Here is a 24,365-nt window from a genome sequence, read left to right as displayed (position 1 = left end):
AGCGCAGCGCGCGGCCGGCGGTGACGCTGGCGGCCATCGCCGGTCTTCGGAGAAGGTTCGGGTTGCGAAACCTGGAACCGAACCGGAGACGACGATGACCGACGATAGAATGACCCTGATGGAGCTGGTGGAGAAGTCCGCCGACGAGGATCTCGTCCGCGACATGCTCGCCTATGCCGCCGAGCGGCTGATGGAGATGGAGGTCGAGGCTGCGACGGGCGCGCCAAAAGGAACGCGCACACCGGCGCGCACCACGCAGCGCAATGGATACCGCGAGAGAGGCTGGGAGACCCGCGCCGGCCGGATCGACCTGGCGATCCCGAAGCTGCGCAAGGGCAGCTACTTCCCGAGCTTTCTCGAACCGCGCAGGACGGCGGAGAAGGCCCTCGTGGCCGTCATCCAGGAAGCCTATGTGCACGGCGTCTCGACGCGCGCCGTGGACGATCTGGTGCGTGCCATGGGCGGGAGTGGCGTGTCTAAGAGCCAGGTGAGTCGGCTCTGCGCCGAGATCGACGAGCGCGTGCTGGCATTCCTCACCCGGCCTCTCGAGGGCGCCTGGCCCTATCTCTGGCTCGATGCAACCTACATCCGGGTGCGCGAGAACGGCCGGATCATCAGCCGTGCCGTAATAATCGCGGTGGCGGTCAACGGGGACGGCCGACGCGAGGTGCTCGGCGTCGCCACCGGCCCCTCCGAGGCGGAGACGTTCTGGACTGGCTTCCTGCGCTCTCTCGCCGATCGCGGCCTGCGCGGCGTGAAGCTCGTCGTGGCCGACGATCACAAGGGGCTCAGGGCCGCAGCCCGCCGAGTGTTCGATGCGACCCACCAACGGTGTCGCGTGCACTGGCTCAGAAACGCGCTCGCCCATGCCCCGGCCAAGAGCCGCACCGCCGTGGCCGCAATGCTCAAGACGATCTTCGCCCAGGAGACCAAGGCCGAGGCGGAGACCCAGTGGGACGCCATCGCCGACGCCCTCCGTGAGAAGAATGACCGGCTCGGCGCCATGATGGACGCCTCCCGCGACGACGTGCTCGCCTACATGGACTTCCCCAGGGAGCACTGGGCGCAGATCAGCTCGACCAACCCGCTTGAGCGCGTCAACAAGGAGATCAAGCGCCGTTCCAATGTCGTCGGGATCTTTCCGAACGACGCGGCCATCATCCGTCTGGTCGGCGCGCTGATGATCGAAACCAACGACGAGTGGGCCGTCGCGCGCCGTTACATGGGGCTGGAGTCGCTGGCCCGCATCACCGATACTCACAACGTCAGACTGCCCGCCGTGGCGACCTGACCAACTCGAGCCTCTCCGAAGGCCGGCCCTCTTACACCACGCCGCGGGGCACTACCCGAACTTCTCGGTCCGTGGGCGCAGGCCGCGCTGCAGGTACTGCACTGACCGGCGGGGCCCGTATGCCCTACACACTGGCCGAACCGATCGGTGCCCGCGCAACGCTGGCCGTGATCGTGTTGCAGGCCGACGAGACGCTGGAACAGGGTTTCCGCTGTCTGATCGCGGCGCCGGATGTCACGCTCCATGTCAGTCGGCTGCCCAGCGGGGCGGACCTGACGCCGGACACCATCGCGCGGATGGAACGCGACCTGCCCGCGGCGTCCGGCCTGCTGCCGGTTGCGTCACTGTGCGACGGGGTCGGCTGTGCCTGCATCTCGGGCGCGACGCTGATCGGCGGGTTGGGCGGGGCCGACATGCACGCATAGCCTGCACCACCGCCCATCTCGCCGACCCGCTGAGCGCGGCCATCGCGCCGCTGCGCCACCTCTGGGTTGGGCGGCTCGGCCTCGTGTCCCTCTATATCGACGCGGTGTCGGTCCCGGTGCATCCAGCGTTCGAGGGTGCTGGGATCGCTGTGCCAGCTTCGGCGAAAAAGGTGGAAGCGCGGGTGGCCCGGATCGACCCGGCCTCGACCCGCGCGGCGGCGCTTCAGGTGGGCGCCGCGCCTGACGAGGACGCACTGGTCCTGTCCTGTACCAACCTGCCTACGCTCGAAATCATCAATGATGTGGAGGCGCTGCCGGGCAAGCCCGTGCCGTCCGGGAAGCAGGTGCTGGCTTGGCCGATGGGGCAGCCTGCGGGCATCGGGCGGCTGTCGGTGGAACCCGGTAGGCTGCAATGCGGGGGCGGTTGGGACCTGCCATGACCTTGCTCGTCCCGGACCTTGTTAGGGAAGCAGCTCCTGCAGCATCTGGTTCAGCGCCGGTGCGTCTGGGTTGATCTGCAGCGCCTCGCCCAGCACCGCGCTGGTGGCGCTGCGCCCTTCGGTCGCGGCGGCGATGCGAACCAGCATGACCCAGGCGTCGACGTTCTGGGGATCGAGCGTGACCACCTCGCGGAACGCGCCACGCGCGGCGTCCGGGTTGCGCAGCGTCAACGCCATGCCGCCCAGTTGCAGATGGGTTTCCGGGAAGTCGAGACGCGCGGTCACGCTGGCCCGCCATTCGCCCATCGCGGCATTCATCGCCGCTTGCTGGTCCGCGGGAAGCCGCGCAATCGGTGCGTTCAGAAGCTGCTGCGCGGCGGTGATGCGGACCTGTCTGTGCGGGTCTTCCAGCAGGTCCAGCAGGCGCAGCACGCGGGTCTGGTCGGGGGCGGCACGCTGCGCGCCCGCGGCTGCGGCCCGCACCAGCGGGTCAGGATCGCTCAGCAGGTCGGCGACCGCGTCTGCGGTGGCCGCGTCGCCGCCCTGTTCCAGCAGCCACAGCGCGGTGGCGCGCGCGATGCCTGGCTGCGCGCGGTCCAGCGCCAGTGCACTCAGCGGGCCGCGTGTGCCAACGGGATCGGCGCGGCCCGCCGCAAGCACGGTACCGAAATGTGGCCCGCGGTGCGCGCTGTCCGGGAAGCGGCCGGCAATCTCGGCGGCGGCCCAGTCAGGGTCCTTATCGGCATGGCAGTCGGTGCAGGCATCCGGCGCGCCGGTCTGGGCTGAAAGGTCGGGGCGCGGCACCCGGAAGGAATGGTCTCGCCGCCCGTCGATCCCCATGTAGGTACGTTCGATCATGTGGCACGAGGCACAGGCCGCCCCGTCGCTGCCAGGTTCATGGAAATGATGAGACGGATCTTCGTAGACCGCCCCGCGCAGGCTTGGGAAATCCGGGTTCCCGGCGGGCGAATGGCACTGGGTGCAGACCGCGTTGCCATCGGCCTTCAGTGTCGCGGAATGGGCGTCATGGCAGTTGGAGCAGCCCACCCCCTGCGCGTACATTTTCGATTGTAGGAACGAGCCGTAGACGTAGACCTCGTCCAGGATCTGCCCGTCCGCGTGATAGAGACCGGGCCGCAGCAGCGCGAGGCCGTAGGCATCGGCGAAGGGCGTTCCCGGCAGCGGGTTGCCGGCGCCGAAAGCCGTGCGGCGCGCGTGGCACCCGGCGCATTGCTGGATCGTTGCCTCGGCGGTTTCGAAGCGTGCGGTGAACCCGTAATTCGTCGGCGCGATGGCTGGCTCGGGCGCATCGCGGGTCACGGCCCACTCCAGATGCGCCGAACCGGGGCCGTGGCAGGCCTCGCAGCCGACGCCGATCTCGGCCTGGGTGGAGGCATAGCCGCGCGTCGCCGGATCGTAGTTCTTCTCGAACCCAGTGGCGTGGCATTCTGCGCAGCGCGCGTTCCAGTTCTTGTAGGGGCCGGTCCAGTGCAGCCCGTCATCCGGGGGCAGATCCTGATCGGGATAGAGATGATACCAAGCCCCGCGGACAGCATCCCATGTTACGTCGAAACTTTGCAGGCGGCCCGGTTCCGTCTCCAGCAGATATTGCTGCAAAGGCGCGATGCCGACAACGGAATGCACCGGGGTTTCTCGAATGCTGCCGTCCTTCTCGGTCACGCTGACCATGTAGCGTGTGCCGTCGCGTCGGAATCGCGCGGTCATCCCGTCGTGGGAAAACGTCGTGCCGTCGAAATCCGCAATCACCGTGTCAGGGCCGGGCTGCGTCCAGGCCAGCGCGTGGTGCGACCCTTCCCAAGCTTGTGCTGCGGCCTCGTGGCAGTCGGTGCACTCTGTCGATCCGACATAGTCCTGTGCCGAGGCAGGCAGCGCCGCGACACAAAGAAATACAAATGCGCGCAAAGGCGTGATACGGTGGGGAACACGAACCATCAAGGCCAGATGTCGGCCCAATCCGAGGCCATGTCAACGATCACCCAGCCACGGGCGGGCCCTTCGTCCAGCCCGCGATCGAGGCGCCCCACATGGCTGTCGCGGTCATAGGCCCATTCGCGGTCCGCGTCGGTGTGGTGCACGATCAGGCCCAGACGGGGGCCGGGCCCGGCGGTTGCCCATTCCAGCATGGCGAAATCGCCGTCCGAATTGCCGCCCACGAAGATCGGGCGCTGGCCGATCTTGCTGTCGATACCCAGCGGCTTGCCCTCCTTGTCGTCGATGAAGGCGATGCCGGGATCCTTCATGATTGTGGGCACACCGTCGATGATCTGGTAGCTGGACTTGCCCGCGCTGCCGATCACCTGGCTGGGCGGGATGCCATAGGCGTCTTCGGCGAAGGCGCGCATGAAATGCACACCGCCCCCCGACACGATGTAGGTGGAGAAGCCCTCGTCGCGCAGGTAGCGCAGCAATTCCAGCATCGGCTGATAGAGCATGTCGCGGATGGGCTGGCCGGTCTGCGGATGCACCGCCGTGTCGAGCCACGCGCGCACGTCGGCCTGGAAGTCGTCGACCGACAGCCCGGCATGGGATTGCATCACGACCTCGAGCAGGCCTTCCTCGCCACCGGCCATCGCGCCGGCGATGTCGCCTTCGGCAGCGGCGCGCAGCACGTCCGACGTCAGCACCGACGGGTCGTCGGCGGCGCGGACGGCGAGCCGGTCCATCGCGTAGAGGAACTGGAAATAGATCGGCTGCTCGGCCCAGAGCGTACCGTCGTTGTCGAACACCGCGATCCGGTCCGCGGCCGTCACGTAGTCGTCCGATGCGGGATCGGTCACGTTTTCCACGAAAGCGACGACGCGGGCCTTGGCGTCGGTGTCGTTCCAGCTTGGCAGCGGGTCGGACATGGCGGCTGTTGCCAGCGATGCGACGATCGCGGCAACGGGCAAAAGACGGTGCGGCATGAAGGCGGCTCCTGACTGTTTTGCGCGGCAGCGGTTGGGGTGCCTCGCGGGCGGCTGATGACGGCGGCAGGCGCCGCGCCTTCCGGCACGGCACCGGCCGTTTGCCCCGCCGCCGGTGCCGGTGCGGCGGTGGCGGCGGGGCTGGTCTTGATTGTCCGGTTGCGGTTACTGCGCGCCGCCGGGCTGCGACAGTTTCTCCATCACCTTGTCGAGGCTGAAGGACGCCGCCTCCTGGCGAGGCGGGTATTCCTGGAACGTGGCGAGGAAGTTGCCGACATACTGCTGCGCCGGTACAAGCATGAACGCGCGGTCGAGCATCCAGTCGTAATAGGTGTTCGACGTTCGGTAGCCCCGTTCATAGGGATCGCGGCGCAGGTTGAAGATCAGCGGCGTGCGCAGAGGCGTCAGCGGCTCGATCCAGGCCCGAAGGGTGGCCCATTTGGTTTGCTCGAGGAAGGTGATCTTCCAGTCGCGGTAGCGCAGTGCCATCAGGTCGCCATCGTCAGAGAAATAGAAGATCTCGTTCCGGGGGCTTTCATCCGTCTCGCCGGTCAGCATCGGCAGAAGGTTGTAGCCGTCCAGATGCACGCGGTATTCGCGCCCGGCCATCTCGGGCACTGTGACGCCGTCAAGCAGGTCTTCCTTGATGGTCTCGTTGCCGGCCGCGGCCAGGAAGGTCGGCAGCCAGTCCATGTGATGGACGATCTCGTTTGAGACTTCTCCTTCCGCGATGCGGCCGGGCCAGCGCACCATGGCGGGCACACGCCATGCGCCTTCCCAGTTGGTGTTCTTCTCGCCCCAGAACGGCGTCATGCCGGCGTCGGGCCAGGTGTTCATGTGCGGCCCGTTGTCGGTGGAGTAGAAGACGATGGTGTTGTCGGCGATCCCCAACTCGTCGATCTTGTCGAGAAACTTGCCGATATCCATGTCGTGCTCGATCATGCCGGCGGTGTATTCGTCGACCTGCTTGCCGACGATGTCGTTTGCAAGCGCGCGGTTCTCGTCGCTGACATGGGTGCGGAAGTGCATCCGCGTGCCCGACCACCACAGGAACCAGGGGGTGCCCGCGGCCGTCTGCTCCTCCATCCACGCGATCGCGGCGTCCGATGTTTCATCGTCCACGACCCGCTGGCGTTCGATTGTCAGCGCGCCGGTATCCTCGATCTCCTGGGTGATCTCATTCTCGCCATAAACGGCATTTGACCTGATCACGCCGCGCGGCCCGAACCTTTCGAGGAAGGTCTCGCCGTTGGGCATGACCATGTTGCCCGGATAGTCCTCGTTCTCCGGCTCTTCCTCGGCGTTGAGGTGATAGAGGTTGCCGAAGAACGTGTCGAAGCCGTGGTTGGTCGGCAGGTGTTCGTCGCGGTCACCAAGGTGGTTCTTGCCGAACTGGCCAGTGGCGTAGCCTTCCGCCCTGAGCAGACCGGCTATGGTGGGGTCTTCGGTCTGCATGCCTTCCTCGGCGCCGGGAAGGCCGACCTTGGACAGACCGGTCCGGAACACGGACTGCCCCATGATGAAGGACGACCGGCCCGCGGTGCAGGACTGTTCGCCGTAGTAGTCGGTGAAGATCATGCCCTCGTCGGCGATCCGGTCGATGTTCGGCGTCTGGTAGCCCATCAGCCCCATCGTGTAGGCGGACAGGTTCGACTGACCGATATCGTCACCCCAGATCACGAGGATGTTCGGCTTTTCGGCCTGCTGCGCGGAGGCGCTGCCAAGACCGAGTGCAAGCAAGGCGGCCAATGCGCTGCAAGTTGCACGTGGCGCTGTCAAAAACACGTGTGTCCACTCCTCTGGAAAGTTCGGTGGCGGAATGCGCGCCACCTTTCAAGGTTAACCCCGGGCCAAACGGGCCGCTTGTCATATCACGCCATGCGTGCGAACTTGAAACTATGACTGTGGGTTTCATTGCGATGACCCGCGCGAGCGGGATAGGCCCGCTTCCGCGGCTGCTTGACGAGATGTGCGGCGGGAAGGCCGTGGAACAGGTGTTCCGGTCCGTGCAGCTTCCCGTAGAGATCCTCGAAGATCCGGGTGCTGAGATGCCGCTCGGTGCGATGATGGAGCTGTTCGACGGCGCTGCGCGCCGGGCAGGGGACCAACTGTTCGGCCTTCGTGTCGGTATGGCCATGGCCCCTCTGAGCTATGGATCGTGGGTCGCCTACGCGATGTCAGCGGCAACGCTGGGTGAAGCGCTGCAGCGACTATGCCGCACGATTGTCCTGCACCAGCCGCATGGTCGGCTTTTGCTTGGGACTGCGCGTGGCACTGGCACGACCACGGCGGCCGCGTCGGACACCGGGGCGCTGGCGGTCTGGACATATATCGCGCCGCAGGTCGGGCAGGTGCCGCAGGCCCAGCATGCCGACCACATCCTGCCCGTCATGATCGCCGTATGTCGCCGGTATCTTGGGCTGGATTGGCTGCCCTTGCGGGTGCGCATGAACTATCCCGATCCGGGGGACAGCGCCCGGCGCAGCGCGCTTCTGGCGTTGAATTGGTCGTTCGACGGGCCGGGCGTGTCGCTGACCTTTCCCGCCGCGCTTCTCGCAACGCCGCGGCCCTTCGCGGTCGCCCGGGAGGCGCAGTTTTCGACCAGCGTCGATCTGGCCGCACAGTTGGCCGGACGGACCACCCAGACGCTGGAAGAGGCTGTCGAGGCCATTGTGACGCTGCGCCTTCTCGACGGCCGCGCGGATATCGACGGGGTTGCACGGCTGGCGGGCACGAGCGTGAGGTCGCTGCAACGGCGGCTGTCGGAGTCGGGGACCAGTTACAGCGCGCTGCTGGACCGGGTGCGCGAGCGCAAGGCGCGCGCCCTTCTGCGCGAAACCGACCTTTCGGTGACCGGCATCGCGCTGTCGCTCGGGTACAGTGACCCGGCGAACTTCACCCGCGCCTTCGTGCGCAGGACGGGCACCGCCCCGAAGCAATTCCGCGCGTCGCAGCGCGGATGATCGGCCGGTGCGTCGTCCTGCCGTGCCGGGATCAACGGTTGGAGAGCCGACTGCCGTCCTGTGCGAAGAGGAACGCGTGCCGTTCGTCGTAGCCAAGGCGCAAAGCGGCCCCCACCGCCACGTCGTACTGTCCGAAGACCCGCACGGTCAGCGTCTCGTCGCCCTCGGTCCGCACGAGGATGTTGGTATCACCGCCCAGCTTTTCCACATGGGTGACCTCGCCTCGCAGTGGTCCGTCCGCGCCGACGGTCAGGTGTTCGGGCCGGATTCCCAGCGTGGCGCCGGGCGGCCCGCCCAGAGGTTCGGCGCGCAGGAAGTTCATCGAAGGCGCCCCGAGGAATCCGGCCACGAAGCGGTTGGCGGGATTGTTGTAAAGCTCCATCGGCGTACCGATCTGTTCCACCCGTCCGTCGCGCAGCACCACGATCCGGTCGGCCAGGGTCATCGCCTCGGTCTGGTCATGGGTGACATAGATCATCGCGGCGGACAGCGACCGGTGCAGCGCCGCGATCTCGATCCGGGTGTTCATCCGCAGGCTGGCGTCGAGATTGCTGAGCGGTTCGTCGAACAGGAACAGCCGGGGCTGGCGTACGATCGCCCGCCCGATTGCGACGCGCTGGCGCTGGCCGCCCGACAGTTCCGCCGGGCGCCGGTCGAGATAGGCCCCCAGTTCCAGCATCCGGCTGGCTTCGGCCACCCGTTCGGCGATCAGGGTCCGGGGGGCACCCTCCTGTTTCAGGCCAAGCGCCATATTGTCCCGCACGTTCAGATGCGGGTACAGCGCGTAGGACTGGAACACCATCGCGATGCCGCGTTTCGCTGGCGGCACGCCGTTCACCGGCTGCCCGCCGATGGCGATCCGGCCCGAGGTCGCGTCCTCCAGCCCGGCGATGACTCGCAACAAGGTGGACTTGCCGCAGCCCGACGGGCCGACGAAGACTACGAATTCGCCGTCCTCGACCGCGAGGTCGATGTTGCGCAGAACCTCCACCTTGCCGAAGGCCTTGCACACGTCGTCCAGCACCAACGCGGTCATTCGGCGCCCTCCTGCAGCGTGACGACCCGGCCGCTGCGGATGCTTTCGTCGGCGGCAAGACAGATGGCGAGGCTTGCGACCGCGTCCTCCATGTGCCGCGTCAGGTCCAGATCCTCGGCGATGGCGCGCAGCATGTGCGCCTGTTCCGCGTCGCACAATTGTTGGTGCCCCGGCTCGTCCGGAAGGTCGATCAGCCGGTCACCCTCAGGGCGGTGCACCAGCATCCCGCCGACCCTCGTGTGCCCGTCCACGTCGGCCGATGCGCCCTTGTTGCCGTCGGTGATGGAAACCGCGCCGTTGGGGCTGACGATGTCCTTCACGAAGAACGCGGTCTCCGACATCATTGGCCCCCAGCCCGCCTCGTACCAGCCGACCGACCCGTCGTCGAAGATCACCTGGAACTGACCGTAATTGTACATGTCAGGCGCGATCTCGTCCGACAGGCGCAGGCCCATGCCGTGCACCCGCACCGGCGCGGCGTCGGTTATCTGGCACATGACGTCCACGTAGTGAACGCCGCAATCCACGATCGGCGAGGTGGTTTCCATCAACGCCTTGTGCGTGGCCCACTCGGCGCCCCGGCTCTGCTGGTTCAGGTTCAGCCGGAAGACGAATGGCCCGCCAAGCGCGCGCGCCTCGGCGATCAGCCGCTGCCAGCTTGGGTGGTGGCGCAGGATGTAACCCACGGCCAGCTTGCGCCCCTGCTCCCGCGCGCAATCGACGACGCGGCGCGCATCAGCCACGGTGGTCGCCAGCGGCTTCTCCACGAAGACATGCGCGCCCGCCTGCATTGCGGCGATGGCGTAATCCGCGTGGCTGTCTGAATAGGTGGCGATCACCACCAGGTCGGGCCGGGTCGCCGCCAGCGCAGTTTCATAGTCGTTGAACAGCGGATAGTCCTGAAGCGCCGCGGGCAGGTCCACGGGCGAGCGGTTGACCAGCCCGACAATCTCGGCCCTGTCATGGGCATGGTGGGCCAGCGCATGGGACCGGCCCATGTTGCCGAGCCCGGCGATCAGAACGCGGGTCATTTGACGGCTCCGGATGTGATGCCGCGGATCAATTGCCGCGAGAAGATGACGTAAAGGCCCATCACCGGCAGGATCGCCATGCTGAGCGCGGACAGTACCGCGTTCCAGTCGGTGACGAACTGGCCGATGAAGACCTGGCTTCCCAGCGTGAGTGTCTTGGTTTCCTCGGCCGGAGCGAGGATCAGGGGGAACCACAGGTCGTTCCAGATCGGGATCATGTTGAACACCGCTACGGTGGCCAGCGCGGGGCGCACCAGCGGCACGACAAGCTGCGCGAAGATGCGGTATTCGGACAGCCCATCAATGCGCCCCGCGTTCTTCAGGTCGTCGGACACCTGGCGCATGAACTCCGACAGGATGAAAACCGCCAGCGGCAGGCCCTGCGCCGTGTAGACGAGGATCAGCGCCCAGAGCGTGTTCACGAGGCCGGTCGCGACCATCATCTCAAGGATCGCGACGGTGCCGATACGGATCGGGATCATGATCCCGAGCGCGAGGTAGAGCCCCATCAGCAGGTTGCCGCGAAACCGGTATTCGGCCAGGGCAAATGCGGCCATCGCCCCGAACAGCAGGATGAAGAACAGCGACGCCACGGTGACGATCATCGAGTTCTGGAAGTAAAGGAAGAAATCCCCCTGCTTCAGTACGGTCTGGTAGCCGATCAGCGAAAAGCTGTCGGCGTCGGGCAGGGCCAATGGTTCGCGAAAGATCGATCTGCGGTCCTTGAAGCTGTTGATCACGATCACGAAGACCGGGAACAGCGCCACGATCACGTAGGCGATGAGCGCCGCATGGGCGGCCAGCGAATTGAGCGGGCTGTGGCGGGCTGTTGTCATCGTGGCCCCTAGAACTGGTAGCGGCGCAGCCGCGTCTGGATGCCGAACAGGTAGATGCACACGCCGATCAGGATGATCCCGAACATCGCCGTTGCGATGGCCGACCCCATGTGCGGATCGCCCAGTTGCAACTGGAACCCGAAGAAGGTCCGGTACATGAATGTGCCGAGGATGTCGGTGGCGAAATTCGGGCCCGCCAGTGCGCCCTGTGCCGAATAGATCAGGTCGAACGCGTTAAAATTGCCCACGAAGGTCAGGATCGAGATGATCCCGATGGATGGCAGGATCAGCGGCAGCTTGATCTTCCAGAAGGCGGACAGGCCGGTGATGCCGTCGCACTCGCCCGCTTCGAGGATTTCATCCGGGATCGAGAGAAGCGCGGCGTAGATCAGCATCATCGGAATGCCGACGAACTGCCAGACCGAGATCAGCGCCAGCGTGGTCAGCGACGTGCTTTCCAGGCCGAGCCACGGGGCATAAAGCTTTTGCAGCCCGATCGCGTCGAGCATGTTCGGTGCGATGCCCCAGATCGGCGAAAGGATCAGCTTCCACGCGAAGCCGACGATCACGAAGGAGAGGATCGTCGGCACGAAGATGGCCGAGCGGTAGAGATGAGCGAAGCGCAGGCGCGGACTGGACAGGATCGCTGCCAGCGCGATCCCGATCGGGTTCTGCACAGCCATGTGGATCGCGAAGAACCAGAAATTGTTGCCAAGCGCGTTCCAGAAGCTTGCCGACCAGCGCGGATCTCCGAAAAGCGTGCGGAAATTGTCCAGCCCGACAAAGACGCGCGTCTGCTCTACCTCGGCAAAAAGAGCCAGTCGCAAAGTGGCGAAGAGCGGCAGGATCATGACGGCGGTGTAGACTATCACCGCGGGCGCAAGAAACACCACGATGTGCCATCGAACCGGGCGGCGCTCAGACAAGGCGCGCCCACCCGCGGCTGTTGCCGCCCGTTGCCGTCAGCACGGCCGACAGCGGGCCACCCGCCGTCAAGTTCAATGGCGGTTTTGCCCCTGCCGCGCTCCTTTGGCTGGCTTGTCCGTGTGCACTAAACATGAATGTCGTTCCTCTGGCCGCTTCGGGGTCCGGCAGCGAACGGCCCCGGCGAAAGGCGGCGGGGCCTCGTCCCGGCAGCTTCTGACCGCAACGTGCCGCGCCGGTGGCGTACGGCCCCTTCGCCGCGCTGCGAAGGGGCCGATCTGGCGCGGCATCACGGGCCGCTTTACTGCTGCGGCTCGTACCAGCTGGCGAGGCCGTCTTGCAGGCGCGCCGCCGCGTCTTCGGGACTTTCGGCACCGCGGATCACCTGGGCCGAGGCGTTCCAGGTCTCGTTCTCGAGGTTCGGCGTGCCGCGGGACAGGATCTGGTATGTGGACCGGATGGTGGAGGCGCATTCCTGCCGCCACGAGACAAATTCCTGTGCCAGCGGGTCTTCGAGTTGGACGTCATGGGACGACAGCGGGAAGAAGCCCGGCAGCGCGTTGGCGTAAAGGCTGGCGAACTCGGCGGAACCGACCCAGTTCAGGAAGGTGCGCGCGGCTTCCGCGTTCGGCGATGCCGCGTTCAGCCCCAGCGCGATGTCGGTATGATCCGAGATATGGCACTCCTGCCCGGCCTCGGGGACCGGCGGCGGGAAGGCGCCCATCGCGAAATCGGCCTGGGTATTGAAGCCGGAGATTTCCCATGATCCGGCGGGATAGATCGCGGCGCGGCCCAATGTGAACAGGTTCTGGCTGTCCGGGTAGGTCTGGGCTTCATAGCCGAACCCGAGATATTCGTTCCACCGGGCCAGTTGGCGGAACGGCGCGACCCAGGGCTCGTCGGTCAGCGACTGCTCACCTGCGATGAGCGCTTTGCGACCCTCCTCGCCCTTCCAGTAGTTCGGACCGATATTGTTGTAGCCCATAGTGGCTGCTTCCCACTGGTCGTTGGTGCCCATCGCCATCGGGATGTAGCCGCCATCTTCCTTGATCGCATCCAGCACGGCGAAGAATTCGTCGACCGTTTCGGGTTCTTCCAAGCCGAGTTCGGCGAAGGCGTCGGCGTTGTAGATGAAGCCGTGGATCACCGATGCCATCGGCACGCAGAAGGTCGCGCTGCCATCATCCGTCTGCCAGGCCGACTTGGCCACATCCGGGAAGTCGCCCATCGCGGACAGGTCCGAAAGGTCGGCCAGATGACCGGCCTCGTAAAGCGCCAGCGAGGCGTCGAACGGGCGGCAGGTGATCAGGTCGCCGGCAGAACCCGCGTCCAGCTTTGAATTGAGCACCGCGTTGTACTCGGCCGGAGCGGATGGCGTGAAGCGCAGCTTGATGCCGGGATTGTCCGCTTCGAAGGCCGGGATGATCTGGTCCTGCCAGATCGCAAGATCGTCGTTGCGCCAGCTTTCGATGGTCAGTGTTACGTCCTGCGCGGTCGCGCCGGTTGCTGCCAGCGTCGTGCCCAGCAGAGCTGCGCCAAGGGTGTTCGGTTTCATGTCGGTCTCCCCGTTTGTCTTTGTGGTTGTCTGTTCAACTCGGCGAGCGCGGCGCGCAGATGCCCCTGCGCGTCGGCGATGATGCGCCGCGCCGTGCCCGGATCGGGCGCGCCGGATGCCAGTGCGATCGCCGGTTTCACCTCGCCTCCGGTGGCGTCCAGCAGAGCGGCGGCGCGCTCTTCACCGACGCCGCCTATCCGTGCGACCATGGCGCGGGCGCGATCCCGCAGCTTGATGTTGTCTGCGCGCAGGTTGACCATCTGCCCGTCATGGACGTGGCCAAGCGCGACGCCCGCGAGCGTGGACATCATGTTCAGCGCCGCTTTCTGCGCCGTTCCAGCCCCCATCCGTGTGGACCCGGCCAGCGGCTCGGGCGGGGTACGCAGGCACACGGCCACATCTGCATGGGCAAAAAGTACGGCATCGGGCGGACCCGCCAGCCCGATCACCGTCGCGCCGTGCATACGCGCGGTGCGCGCGAAGGCCAGCGCGAAGGGCGTGCTGCCGCTTGCAGTGACCACGATCGCCGTGTCATGCGGGCCAAGCAGGGCGGCTTCCCTTGCCGCATCCTCTGTCTCGTCCTCGGTGCCGCCAGGCATATGGGCATCGCGTGGCAATCCGCCTGCCATGCAGATTCCGATCTGCGCCACCTGAATGCCGAACGTGCCGGGCAGTTCCATCGCATCGGCCATTGCCATCAGGCCCGACGACCCGGCCCCCGCATAGACGACCTTCCCGCCGCTACGCAGGCTGCGCGCCATCAGCGCCGCCCCGTCCTGCAATGCGGGCAGCGCGCCGCGGACCGCCGCCAGCGCGGCCTGCTGTCGGCCCAGCAGCAGATCAAGGGCCGCCGTGGGCGGCAGAGCGTCCAGCGCTTCCGAATCCGGTTCAGAGGGGGGCGAATCCATCACATCTCCTGCAATCTCGCAAAAGATACCGATAGAATACCTGTTGTCCAACGAAAACTCTATTTGGGCTGTTATTGCGGTCAAGTGGTCCGGTTTGGAGCTTTATTGATGCAAGAATCGCTTTTCGCAGCCTGAAAGGTATTATAGTGGTATGCATATGTTGCGGCATAACCCTTCCTGTCTGATCGGCGTCGACGGCGGCGGCACATCGTGCCGGATCGCGCTTTTGAAGGGCGACGAGAGGACCGAACTTCATGTCGCCTCGGCCAATGTCCATTCGGACCCTGATGGCGCAGTCGCCACGCTTCGCGCGGGGTTGCACGAGGCCGCGCGCCTTGCCGGGCTGGAGGGGGACGGGCTGGAGCGCGCCTGTGGCGTGCTGGGGCTGGCCGGGGTGACCGGCCCGCGTGTCGCCGCCGCCATAGCCGCGCGGCTGCCGCTCGGCCGGGCCAAGGTTGTCGAGGACTGCGTGCCCGCGGTCGTGGGTGCGCTCGGTGACGGGGACGGGGCAGTGGCGGGGCTGGGCACCGGATCGTTCTTCGCACGACAGGCGGGCGGCGCGGTGGACCTGCGCGGCGGATGGGGTTTCGTGCTGGGCGACGAGGCGTCGGGCGCGTGGCTGGGGCGCGGGCTGCTCGCACGGGTGCTGCATGTGGAAGACGGCTTGGTTCCCGCAACGGCGCTTAGCCGGGCCACCCGCGACGGGTATGACGGCGGTCCTGAGGGTATTCTGGCCTTCGTGGCAGGGGCGCGTCCGGCGGATTACGCCGCGCTGGCGCCGCGCGTTGTCGCGGCGGCGCGGGACGGGGACGCTGCAGGGCTGTTCCTGATGCGCGCGGGCGCGGCACATGTGCAGGCCGCGCTGGAGGCGCTGGGATGGCGTCCACCGGACCCACTTTGCCTGACCGGGGGGCTTGCGCCGCACTACGTGCCCTACCTGCCCGCGCCGACCGCCGCCGCCATCGTCCCGGCAAAGGCAACGGCGCTGGACGGGGCGCTGCGGATGGCCGCCCGGCTGGCGGACGGGGCCGCCGCATGAGCATCGGGGATTTCCTTGCACCCGAAGGTTGGGTCGATGCCGGGGGCGGGCCGCGCTATGCACGCCTGCGTCAGCGGCTGGAGGCGGCCATGGACGAGGGCTTGCTCCCTCCGGGCGCGCCGCTTCCGCCCGAGCGCGAGATCGCCGCGCTGACTGGCCTGTCACGGGTCACTGTGCGCCGGGCGATCCATGCGCTGGTGGAACGCGGGCTGGTGGAACAGAAGCAGGGGTCCGGATCTTTCGTCACCCCGCGCCCCAAGGTGCTGCAGTCGCTGACGCGGTTGACATCCTTCAGCGAGGACATGGCTCAGCGTGGGCTGGTAACCCGATCGATCTGGCTGGAACGGGGGTTGTTCCTGCCAGGGGCCGACGAGGCGCAGGCGCTGTCTCTGGCGCCCGAGGCGCAGGTGGCGCGGATCGCGCGGCTTCGGCTTTCGGGCGGGCAGCCGATGGCCCTCGAACGCGCTTCGTTGCCGCCGGACCTGCTTCCGGTGCCGACCGCCGTGACCACATCGCTTTACGAGGTGCTGGACGCCCAGGGCAACCGACCGGTGCGCGCCACGCAGAAGATCTCGGCGGTCAATCTCGGCCGGGCCGATGCCGACCGACTGGGCGTCGCCGAACATGCGGCCGGGCTTCGGATCGAACGGGTGTCCTACCTCGCGACCGGACGGGTGGTGGAATTCACCCGTTCGCTCTATCGCGGAGACGCCTACGACTTCGTCGCCGAACTCCAGATCGCCACACCGCAGGAGACGCCATGACCCCGACCCCCAGCCTGATGCGTCAGGAGATCGACGAGATCCCGCAGGCGGTCGACCGGCTGCTGACCGACGGCGCGGCGGCCATCGATGGCGCCGCAGCCGATCTGCGGGTGCTTGACCCGGCGGTTCTGGTAACAGTGGCACGGGGGTCGTCCGACCACGTCTGCAGCTTCCTGAAATACGCTGCCGAACTGGAACTGGGTGTTCCGGTCGCCTCCGTCGGCCCGTCGGTGGCGTCGGTCTACAAGCGGCGTATGAAGCTCGACCGCGCCGCCTGCCTTTCGGTGTCGCAGTCGGGGCAGAGTCCCGACATCGTAGAAATGGCGCGCGCGGCACGGCGCGATGGCGCGCTCAGCCTTGCGATCACGAATGACCCGGACTCGCCGCTTGCCGCGGCATGTGACCGGACGCTGGCGCTGCATGCCGGGCCCGAACGCAGCGTGGCGGCCACAAAGACCTTTGTTTGCTCCGCCGTGGCCGGGCTTCGGATGCTGGCGGCCTGGCGCGGGGACGCGGCGCTGCTGAACGCGGTCCATGCGCTGCCCGAGGCGCTGGCGGATGCCGTCGCGCTTGACTGGCCGGAACTGCGCGCCGCCATCGGCCCGCGCACGTCGCTTTATACGCTTGGTCGCGGCCCGTCCTGGGCGATGTCGAACGAGGCGGCGCTGAAGTTCAAGGAAACCTGCCTGCTGCACGCGGAAAGCTATTCCTCGGCCGAGGTGCTGCATGGCCCGGTGTCCATCGTGGACGCGGGGTTCCCGGTGCTGTGCCTTGCGGCGGCCGATGCGGCCGAACCCATGGTCGCCGACATCGCTGCGCAGATCGCGGCCAAGGGCGCAGCGGCCTTCATCACCGGGCCTGCGCGGGGCGGGGCGGCGTCGCTGGCGCACGTGCGCACCGGGCATCCGCTGACCGACCCTCTGGCGCTGATTGCAACCTTCTACGCGGTGGTAGAACGGCTTGCGGTGGAACGCGGAATCGACCCCGACACGCCGCGCCACCTGAAGAAAGTGACCCAGACGGTATGACCGGCCCGCTGTCCGCCCTGCGCGCGCCGCTGATCCACGACGGCGCGGAATGGCACCGCGACGCGGCAGTGGTGATGCAGGGTGGCACGATCCGTGCGGTTGCCAGCCCTTCCGATATCCCCGCCGGAACCGCGGTGCAGGATCTTGGCGGCGGGATGCTCGTGCCGGGTTATGTGGACTTGCAGGTCAATGGCGGGGACGGGCTGATGCTGAACGACGCGCCGGAGCCCAAAACCCTGCGGCGCATGGCGCAGGCGCACGCCCGGCTTGGCGCGACCAGCATCCTGCCGACGCTGATCACCGATACGCCCGAGGTAACGGCCGCGGCAGTCGCAGCGGTGTGCGCAGCGGTGGCGGAAAGTGTTCCTGGCATCATCGGCTTGCATCTCGAAGGTCCGCATCTCGACCCGCGGCGCAAGGGCGCGCATGATCCGGCCCTTATCCGCCCGATGCAGAGGCAGGATCTCGACGCCCTGCTGGCGGCAGCTCATGCGCTGCCGGTACTGATGGTCACGCTGGCCCCCGAAGCGGCTGACCACGGCCAGATCGCCGCGCTGACGCGGGCCGGAGCGGTGGTGTCTCTGGGCCACACCGATGCCGATTTCGCCACCTGCCGCGCGGCCTTTGATGCGGGCGCGCGCTGTGTGACGCATCTGTTCAACGCAATGCGCCAGCTGGGCAATCGCGAGCCGGGCGTGGTCGGCGCCGCGCTGGCGGACGGGCGGGTCAGCGCCGGTCTGATTGCGGACGGCATCCACGTGCATCCGGCCGCGATGGGTGCCGGGCTGCGCGCAAAGGCCGGTCCGGGCGACGTGTTCCTAGTCAGCGACGCGATGGCGGTCGCCGGCACGGATCTGGACGGCTTCACGTTGAACGGCCGCCGAATCGGGCGCCGCGACGGGCGGTTGACGCTGGCGGATGGGACCCTTGCCGGGGCCGATCTGGACCTGACAACGGCGCTGCGTGTGCTGTGCCGGGATGTGGGGCTTCCGCTGGGCCACGCGCTGCGCATGGCGACAGCCGTGCCCGCGCGGGTCGCAGGGCGGGGCGGGCATATCGGCGCGCTTGTGCCGGGGGCGCGCGCCGATCTTGTGCACCTTGTCGACGCAGCCGATGGTGCAGGGCCGGTTCTGGCAGGGGTCTGGCGCGGGGGGGCGCCGGTCCGGCGGGACTGACCGTCAGGCGGCCAGCAGGTCCTTCAGCGTCAGCGCCGGATCCGTCACGCGTGCGGGTGCTGGGGACTGGCCAGCCTCGATCATTCGCTTGGCGACCATGTAGGCGCGCGGATTGTTCATTGCGTCCACCGACAACAGCGTGTCGCCGCCGTAGTACCAGTGCGAGCGTGCCCCTGCATCGTCGCGCACAACCACGCGGTCATAGCCGGTGTTCAGACCCGCGATCTGCAGCTTCACGTCATACTGGTCGGACCAGAACCACGGTTTGGCGACATAGGGATCGGTGCCGCCCAGCATGGCGGCTGCGGTCGCTTCCGAGTGCTCGATGGCGTTGGGCACGCTTTCCAGCCGGAGTCGTCCGCCACGATGCGGAAAGGATGCGCAATCGCCCGCCGCCCAGATCCCCGGTGCGGAGGTTCGGCCGAGTTCGTCCACCGCTATCCCGTTGTTGATGGCGATTCCCGCCGCTTCTGCCAGCGCAGTGGCGGGGCGTATGCCGATGCCGACCACTGCGAAGTCGGCGTCAATGCGCCGCCCGTCCGTCAGCTCCGCCCCGTTGAAACGGCCCTCCGTTTCGGTCAGTTGCGCCACGCCCGTCCCTTCGATGATGCGCACGCCGTGGGCCGCGTGCAGGGCGCGGAACCAGTCTGCAGTCTCGGGTGCAGCGACGCGCGCGAGGATGCGGGGGGCCTGTTCCACCAAGGTCACCGACAGGCCGCGCCCGGCGGCGACCGCCGCCGCCTCCAGCCCGATATAGCCGCCGCCGATCACCAGCATGTGGCGCCCCGGTGTGCATTCGCGCGCCAGAGCGTCGGCATCGTCAAGGGTCCGCATCGTGTGAACGCCGCGCAGCGCCCCCCCTATCGCGGCGGGCAGGCGCATCGCCGGTGCGCCCGTGGTGAGCGCCAGCGCGTCGTAGGCCAGCGTGGTGCCGTCCGACAGCGTGACGCGCCGCGCGACCGTGTCCAGCGCATCCGCGCGCGTGCCCAGCCGCAAGGCGATGTCACGGTCGGCATAGAAGGCTTCCGGGCGCAGGAACATCCGGTCCAGCGCCATGTCGCCCAACATGTATTTCTTCGAAAGTGGCGGTCGCTGGTAGGGTGGGACTGGTTCTTCACCTACCAGAGTGAGCGCGCCGCCGAAGCCCAGCTCTCTCAGTTTCGCACAAAGGGCAGACCCGGCCTGCCCGGCTCCGATCACGACGATGTTGTCCATGCGCTCCCGCAACTGGTTAGTGTTGCGCGGGCAGCCCTTTCAAGCCGCCCGCGATCCTGCATGCTATTTGGCGCAGCAGCGGCGCGCGGCGCAACCCGTTCCGCGCCGCGATGCTCGGCTCAGGGGTGGTAGGGCAGGCCTTCGTCGATGGGCAGCGACGGATCGCGGGACCATTCGTTCCACGACCCGAAATACATCCGGACGTCCTTGATTCCGGCTTCTTTCAGCGCGAGGAACGTGTTGGACGCGCGTGCGCCCTTGAAACAGTAAAGCCGCACCGGCGTATCTGGCGTTATACCCACCGTGGCGCACTCGGCCAGGATTTCGACCGCGGATTTCATCACCGGCCCGTCTGCCGACGGCTTCATCATCCGGTACCATTCGATCCAGACAGCGCCAGGGATGCGGCCCTTGCGCGGGCAGAAGTCCTTGCCGTAGGGCGAGGAGCTTTCACCGGTCCATTCGTCCACATCGCGCACGTCGAGGATCGCGGCCTCCGCGTCGTCCAGCGCGGCCTTCATCGCGTCCACGTCCATCATGATCTCGGCCGCCGCCGGGTCGATCTCGAACCCGCCGGGCTCCGGCGTGACCGGATCTGTGGACAGGGGCATGCCCGCCGCGGTCCAGGCCGCCAGTCCGCCATGCAGGACCTTTATCGAAGGGTAGCCCAGATAGGCGAGCAGGAAGTAGCCACGACAGGACTGCCCGAAGCCAGTGTTCATCGATTGTTCATAGATCACCGCGGTTTTCTTGCCATCAAGACCCGCCGCTCCGAAATCGGCCGCGAACTTCTGTGCAAGATCGGCCATGCCCGCGCTGTCGGACGTGGCGAGGTAGGTGAAGATGTCATGCAGGTTCACCGCGCCTTCGATATGCCCTGCGGCATAACTTTCCGGGTCACGGGTGTCGATGATGACGGTGCTGCCCGCAGGCATGGCGGCTAGGTCGGCCGGAGTGATCAACGTGTTCGACATGGTACTCTCCTGTTGGTCAGGCTGGCAGGTCGGCCAGCATCTTGCGCAACTGTTTGGTCGCGGGTGTCACGATGGCGACGAAATACGCTTCGCGAAGGCGCCGCTGTGCTGCGCCCTGGCTGACATAGCCGCGCGCGCCGCAATGCAGCATTGCGTAATGCGCCGCCTCTACCGCCATCTCGCCGCCCTTCAGGCGTGCTGTCAGCACGCGGCGGAAATAGGCGTTCGACGGATCGTAGGGCGTGCGCGCCAGCTCGGTGATCTCGGCCACGAGTGCAGCAAGTTCGGTGCGGAAGTCGTCGGGCTGCTTTTCGAGGTAGCGGTTCACATGGCCCAGCGGGGTCTGCACCTGATCCATCAGGTCGATGCAGCTTTGCACCATGCCGCTGGCCATGCCGCACTGCATGAGCACGAAGCCGCCGCGGATACGCTTGATGAAGGCCTCAGCCGGATCGGCGAGGATATGATCGTCCGGAATGAAGGCGTCACGGAACTGCACCTGGCAAGTCGCTGTGCCGCCCATCGCCACGAAGTCGTGGTCCAGCACCAGTTTCACGCCATCCCAGCCGCCGAAGGCCACCGCCATGACCTTTTTCGGGGTCTCGCTGCCTTCGACGGGCGCGTCGAAGATGATCCCGAAATAGCTGTCCTCGGTCACGTTCGACACCCAGGGCAGCACGCCCTTGACGCGGTAGCCGCCCGGCACGCGCTGCGCCCTCAGGCGCATCGGTTCGATCCCGTTCACCGCCTTCATGGGGTTCGACAGGCCGGTGCCGCCGAGCACCTCGCCGCTGGCGACGCGTGGGCCGAGCGTCGTCTTAAGATGCTCGTTGTCCGACGAATATATGTACCAGGCCAGCGCGTCCTGGCACCACATGCAAAAGGCGGTGGAGGTGCAGACCTCGCCCGCCCGCGACATTGCCGCGATCGCGCGCATCACGTCGATACTGTCATCGGGGGCGTCGACATGGCTGCCATAGGCGCCCGCGCCGCCGAAGGCACGCATGACGGCTTCGGGGTATGCGCCGGCGTCGATCTCGCGGACCATCGGGGCCAGCGTCTGGGTCGTGATGCGGTCGACCTCTGCGGTGTCCACAGGGTCGATGGGCAGGGCGATGTTCATGGCTCTCTCCTGATGGGTATGGTGCCGGGCGGCGGTCCGCCCGGCACCTGGGGTCGGGTTCGGATCAGACGGCGATGGCTTCCATGTTCACCGGCCGCGAGAAGGTGTTGAACACCGGCGACCACTGGATGACATGGGCGACCAACTCGTCGATCTCGGATTTCGGGCAGTCGCCTTCCATGTGAACCTTGATGCGCACATCGGTGAAGCCAACGGGCTTTTCTGACGTGTCGCCGGTGCCCCAGACCGCGGTGATGTTCAGGTCGCCCTCGAGTTCCAGTTCCAGCTTGTGCACGGTGATGCCGCGCGCCACGGCGTTGGCATGCAGCCCGACCGCCACGCAGGATCCGAGTGCTGCCAGCGAGGCCTCGGACGGGTTGGGCGCGGTGTCGTCGCCCAGCAGCCCCGGCGGCTCGTCCACGATGTAGGGGTCGAGATCGCGGATGTAGTTGGCGTGGCGAAACTTGCCTTCGGCGACCGTCTTGCATTTCAGCGTCTTGACCGCCGTCGGGTCGGCCTTGCCCTTTTCGATCAGGCCTTGCAGCCCGGTCTTGTCGATCGGCGCAAGACAGCCGGTCAGCACGGTTGCGGGTTCAGACATGGGATCCTCCTTCTTTTTGGATCTTGCGGATGCTCAGGCGTCGCTGCGCACCCAGTTGAATTTCTTGATCGCCATCATCAGCGCGAAATCGAGGAAGAACCCGATGACGCCGATGATGACCACGGTCGCGCCGAGGCTGGCGTAGTCCAGCGTGTCGCGCGCATCGTTGATCGCGTATCCGAGCCCGGACGTGACCCCTAGGTATTCGGCCGGAACCAACACTACCCAGGCCACGCCAAGCGCGAGCCGGATGCCGGTCAAAATGTCGACCGAGATGGCCGGCAGGATCACCACGAACAGCATGTGGAAGGGGTTGGCGCCAAGGTTTCGCGCAACCTTCAGCCAGGCAGGGTCGATCCGGCGTAGCCCGGCTGCAGTGGCGAACAGGATCGGCCACACGGCGGCAACGAAGATCAGGAAGATGATCGCCCCGTCCCAGGTGTCGTAGGCCATCACCGCGATGGGCATCCACGACAGTGGCGATATCATCCGCAGGAACTGAAACGGAACGTTGGTGATCTCGCGCAGGATCGCCACGCGTCCGATCAGGATACCAACGGGCACGCCGATCGCGGCCGCCAGCGCCAGTCCCATGCCGACCCGATAGAGCGACGGCACCGACATGTCGATCACCGCGCCCGAGGCGACCAGTTCGGCCAGCCGTGACAGCGTGGGGCCGGGCGCGAAACTGGCGAAGGCGAACAGATCGTCGTTGCGCGCGATCATTTCGCCGCCGATCCACCACAAGCCAAGCAGCAGGCCGATCCCCAGAACGGCGTTCACGAGGCCCCGCGCGCGGCCGAGCCCCGGCGCGGCGCGGCCTTGCGGAATGTCGGCGACCGCGCTCATAGCTTGAGCACCTCTTCGCGGTTGTACGGGTCGCCGGGATTGACCGAGGGATCGTTCTTCCACTCGGGGAATTTTTCCAGCGCGGCCTTTACGAAGGCGTAATCCACGAGGTCGTCTGCCACGAACTGCGGATCGAGCCCCTGCAGGAAAGTCGTCTCGCCGCTGACTACTGTTTCGGTCATCGCCTCGACGATCATCCGGGTGGCCGACGGGTAGGGCCAGGGCTGGAAGTCGATCCGGCCGTTCTGATATTCGGCAACGTTCTTGATCGCGCCGGTTTCCATGTACTCGGCATTGTCGTCATAGACCGTCATCGCGCGCTTAACGACAGGCGCGGGGGCGGGCAGGTAGCCCATGCCGTCCTTGGACAGCAGTTCGGCCACCTCTTCCTTGTTCTGGCTGGCGTAGATCGACCCGCGGACCACGGCGTTCATTACCGCCTGAGTCCATTCCGGCTTGGCCTGGGTCACCTGCTCGTTCATGCAGACCACGCAGCAAGGATGGTTCTTCCAGATGTCGCCGGTGAAGCGCAGCATCCTTGCGCCAGCCATCAGCTCGCCAAGCGCGTTGAACGGTTCGGCCACGATATAGGCGTCGATCTTGCGAGCGGCGAGCGCGGGAGGCATCTCGGGCGGCGGCAGGACCTGAAGGTTGCATTCATTGGGGGCCAGCGGTTCGCCCTGCGCCTTGATCACCGGCGTGATCCCGGCCGATCGCAGCGCGTATTGCAGGACGATGTTGTGCATCGAATACCAGAACGGCACTGCGACCTGCTTGCCGCCAAGTCCCGAGAAATCAGTGATTTCGGTATGCCGCCCGACCACAAGTGCGGAGCCGTTGGTGTGTGCCCAGGCCATGATCTTGACCGGGAAGTCGTTGTTGTAGCGCATCCAGACGGGGATCGGCTTGAGGAAATGCACGAGGTTGAACTTGTTCGCGGCAAAGCCTTCGATCAGCGGCGACCAGCCCCGGATCAGTGTTGGCTGTTCCGCCTCCAGCCCCTCGTCTGCGTAGAATCCCTTGGCATGTGCCACCAGCAGCGGGGTTGCGTCGGTGATCGGCAGGTAGCCGATGCGCACGATGTCGTCGTCCTGTGCCCGCGCCGGGCCGGGCAGGCCGCCCATCAGCGTCGCCAGTGCCGCCGCCAGACCGCCCTGCGCCAGCATGTCGAGCGTCTGCCGCTTGGCGTGGTCCACGCCGTCATGGCCGCAGCAGGCCGCGTGCAGGTCGATCGGGCGGGTGTGGGGGTCATGGGTCATCGGCG

At 66.7% G+C, this 24,365-nt stretch carries 23 protein-coding genes; 8 read left to right on the top strand and 15 right to left on the bottom strand.

Annotated elements, in window-relative coordinates:
* The first annotated feature begins 94 nt into the window (after positions 1-94).
* From DKT77_RS19635 to DKT77_RS21275, 3 genes are all read left to right on the top strand, one after another.
* A complete protein-coding gene (locus DKT77_RS19635; RefSeq protein ID WP_109809696.1) occupies positions 95-1,291 on the top strand; it encodes an IS256 family transposase in 1,197 nt (398 codons plus the stop codon).
* Positions 1,292-1,410: 119 nt separating this feature from the next.
* The gene (locus DKT77_RS21280; RefSeq protein WP_238548053.1) at positions 1,411-1,716 is read left to right on the top strand and encodes a hypothetical protein; all 306 of its coding nucleotides are present in this window, start codon (positions 1,411-1,413) and stop codon (positions 1,714-1,716) included.
* 83 nt (positions 1,717-1,799) lie between these two features.
* Positions 1,800-2,156: a hypothetical protein gene (locus DKT77_RS21275; protein WP_238548052.1), complete on the top strand. Its 357-nt coding sequence runs from the start codon at positions 1,800-1,802 to the stop codon at positions 2,154-2,156.
* Positions 2,157-2,177: 21 nt separating this feature from the next.
* Here DKT77_RS21275 and DKT77_RS19625 read toward each other — a convergent pair whose 3' ends face one another.
* The 3 genes from DKT77_RS19625 to DKT77_RS19615 all read right to left on the bottom strand — a co-directional run bounded on the left by DKT77_RS19625 (position 2,178) and on the right by DKT77_RS19615 (position 6,820).
* Positions 2,178-4,079 carry a multiheme c-type cytochrome gene (locus DKT77_RS19625; protein ID WP_238548051.1) on the bottom strand — a complete coding sequence of 634 codons (1,902 nt, stop codon included), beginning with the start codon at positions 4,077-4,079 and terminating at the stop codon, positions 2,178-2,180.
* Positions 4,080-4,108: 29 nt separating this feature from the next.
* Positions 4,109-5,080: an HAD family hydrolase gene (locus tag DKT77_RS19620; protein WP_109813335.1), complete on the bottom strand. Its 972-nt coding sequence runs from the start codon at positions 5,078-5,080 to the stop codon at positions 4,109-4,111.
* A gap of 165 nt (positions 5,081-5,245) precedes the next feature.
* A complete protein-coding gene (locus tag DKT77_RS19615; protein WP_238548050.1) occupies positions 5,246-6,820 on the bottom strand; it encodes an arylsulfatase in 1,575 nt (524 codons plus the stop codon).
* 179 nt (positions 6,821-6,999) lie between these two features.
* On the opposite strand from DKT77_RS19615, the gene DKT77_RS19610 reads away from it, so the two are divergent.
* On the top strand, positions 7,000-8,043 hold the full coding sequence (locus DKT77_RS19610) for a helix-turn-helix domain-containing protein (protein WP_238548049.1): 1,044 nt from the start codon (positions 7,000-7,002) through the stop codon (positions 8,041-8,043).
* Positions 8,044-8,074: 31 nt separating this feature from the next.
* Here the strand turns inward: DKT77_RS19610 and DKT77_RS19605 are convergent, their stop codons facing one another.
* From DKT77_RS19605 to DKT77_RS19580, 6 genes are all read right to left on the bottom strand, one after another.
* Positions 8,075-9,079 (bottom strand): ABC transporter ATP-binding protein, encoded by a 1,005-nt coding sequence (locus DKT77_RS19605; RefSeq protein WP_109813332.1) that lies wholly within the window; start codon positions 9,077-9,079, stop codon positions 8,075-8,077.
* Complete coding sequence (locus tag DKT77_RS19600) at positions 9,076-10,110, bottom strand: Gfo/Idh/MocA family protein (RefSeq protein ID WP_109813331.1); 1,035 nt, start codon at positions 10,108-10,110, stop codon at positions 9,076-9,078. The genes DKT77_RS19605 and DKT77_RS19600 overlap by 4 nt, the downstream gene beginning before the upstream one ends.
* On the bottom strand, positions 10,107-10,946 hold the full coding sequence (locus tag DKT77_RS19595; protein WP_109813330.1) for a carbohydrate ABC transporter permease: 840 nt from the start codon (positions 10,944-10,946) through the stop codon (positions 10,107-10,109). Before DKT77_RS19595 ends, DKT77_RS19600 begins: the two co-directional genes overlap by 4 nt.
* A gap of 8 nt (positions 10,947-10,954) precedes the next feature.
* Complete coding sequence (locus tag DKT77_RS19590; RefSeq protein ID WP_238548048.1) at positions 10,955-11,872, bottom strand: carbohydrate ABC transporter permease; 918 nt, start codon at positions 11,870-11,872, stop codon at positions 10,955-10,957.
* Positions 11,873-12,171: 299 nt separating this feature from the next.
* Entirely contained in the window at positions 12,172-13,425 is a 1,254-nt protein-coding gene (locus DKT77_RS19585) for an ABC transporter substrate-binding protein (RefSeq protein ID WP_109813329.1), read from the bottom strand.
* Positions 13,422-14,333 (bottom strand): N-acetylmuramic acid 6-phosphate etherase, encoded by a 912-nt coding sequence (locus tag DKT77_RS19580; RefSeq protein ID WP_109813328.1) that lies wholly within the window; start codon positions 14,331-14,333, stop codon positions 13,422-13,424. The genes DKT77_RS19585 and DKT77_RS19580 overlap by 4 nt, the downstream gene beginning before the upstream one ends.
* A 151-nt stretch (positions 14,334-14,484) precedes the next feature.
* Here DKT77_RS19580 and DKT77_RS19575 point away from each other — a divergent pair, with 151 nt between their 5' ends.
* From DKT77_RS19575 to nagA, 4 genes are read left to right on the top strand one after another with little or no spacing between them, the layout of a single operon-like run.
* Positions 14,485-15,372, top strand: a complete 888-nt coding sequence (locus DKT77_RS19575) for a glucosamine kinase nucleotide-binding domain-containing protein (RefSeq protein ID WP_238548047.1) — start codon at positions 14,485-14,487, stop codon at positions 15,370-15,372.
* Positions 15,369-16,136 (top strand): GntR family transcriptional regulator, encoded by a 768-nt coding sequence (locus DKT77_RS19570; protein WP_109813327.1) that lies wholly within the window; start codon positions 15,369-15,371, stop codon positions 16,134-16,136. The genes DKT77_RS19575 and DKT77_RS19570 overlap by 4 nt, the downstream gene beginning before the upstream one ends.
* Positions 16,133-17,164, top strand: a complete 1,032-nt coding sequence (locus DKT77_RS19565) for an SIS domain-containing protein (RefSeq protein ID WP_109813326.1) — start codon at positions 16,133-16,135, stop codon at positions 17,162-17,164. Before DKT77_RS19570 ends, DKT77_RS19565 begins: the two co-directional genes overlap by 4 nt.
* Positions 17,161-18,339 (top strand): N-acetylglucosamine-6-phosphate deacetylase, encoded by a 1,179-nt coding sequence (gene nagA / locus DKT77_RS19560; protein ID WP_109813325.1) that lies wholly within the window; start codon positions 17,161-17,163, stop codon positions 18,337-18,339. The genes DKT77_RS19565 and nagA overlap by 4 nt, the downstream gene beginning before the upstream one ends.
* Before the next feature lie 3 nt (positions 18,340-18,342).
* Here nagA and DKT77_RS19555 read toward each other — a convergent pair whose 3' ends face one another.
* From DKT77_RS19555 to DKT77_RS19530, 6 genes are all read right to left on the bottom strand, one after another.
* Complete coding sequence (locus DKT77_RS19555; RefSeq protein ID WP_109813324.1) at positions 18,343-19,554, bottom strand: NAD(P)/FAD-dependent oxidoreductase; 1,212 nt, start codon at positions 19,552-19,554, stop codon at positions 18,343-18,345.
* Between the two features lie 119 nt (positions 19,555-19,673).
* The gene (locus tag DKT77_RS19550; protein WP_109813323.1) at positions 19,674-20,528 is read right to left on the bottom strand and encodes a sulfurtransferase; all 855 of its coding nucleotides are present in this window, start codon (positions 20,526-20,528) and stop codon (positions 19,674-19,676) included.
* A 16-nt stretch (positions 20,529-20,544) separates the two neighbouring features.
* Positions 20,545-21,651, bottom strand: a complete 1,107-nt coding sequence (locus DKT77_RS19545) for an acyl-CoA dehydrogenase family protein (RefSeq protein WP_109813322.1) — start codon at positions 21,649-21,651, stop codon at positions 20,545-20,547.
* Between the two features lie 64 nt (positions 21,652-21,715).
* On the bottom strand, positions 21,716-22,252 hold the full coding sequence (locus tag DKT77_RS19540) for an OsmC family protein (protein ID WP_109813321.1): 537 nt from the start codon (positions 22,250-22,252) through the stop codon (positions 21,716-21,718).
* A 33-nt stretch (positions 22,253-22,285) separates the two neighbouring features.
* Positions 22,286-23,101 (bottom strand): ABC transporter permease, encoded by an 816-nt coding sequence (locus DKT77_RS19535; RefSeq protein WP_109813320.1) that lies wholly within the window; start codon positions 23,099-23,101, stop codon positions 22,286-22,288.
* A complete protein-coding gene (locus DKT77_RS19530) occupies positions 23,098-24,360 on the bottom strand; it encodes an ABC transporter substrate-binding protein (RefSeq protein WP_146205054.1) in 1,263 nt (420 codons plus the stop codon). The genes DKT77_RS19535 and DKT77_RS19530 overlap by 4 nt, the downstream gene beginning before the upstream one ends.
* Positions 24,361-24,365 lie beyond the last annotated feature (5 nt).

This window comes from Meridianimarinicoccus roseus (assembly GCF_003172915.1).
Taxonomy (GTDB): Bacteria; Pseudomonadota; Alphaproteobacteria; order Rhodobacterales; family Rhodobacteraceae; genus Meridianimarinicoccus; species Meridianimarinicoccus roseus.
The sequence above is the reverse complement of the archived record's forward strand: the minus strand, read 5'-3'. Positions and strand labels throughout refer to the sequence as shown.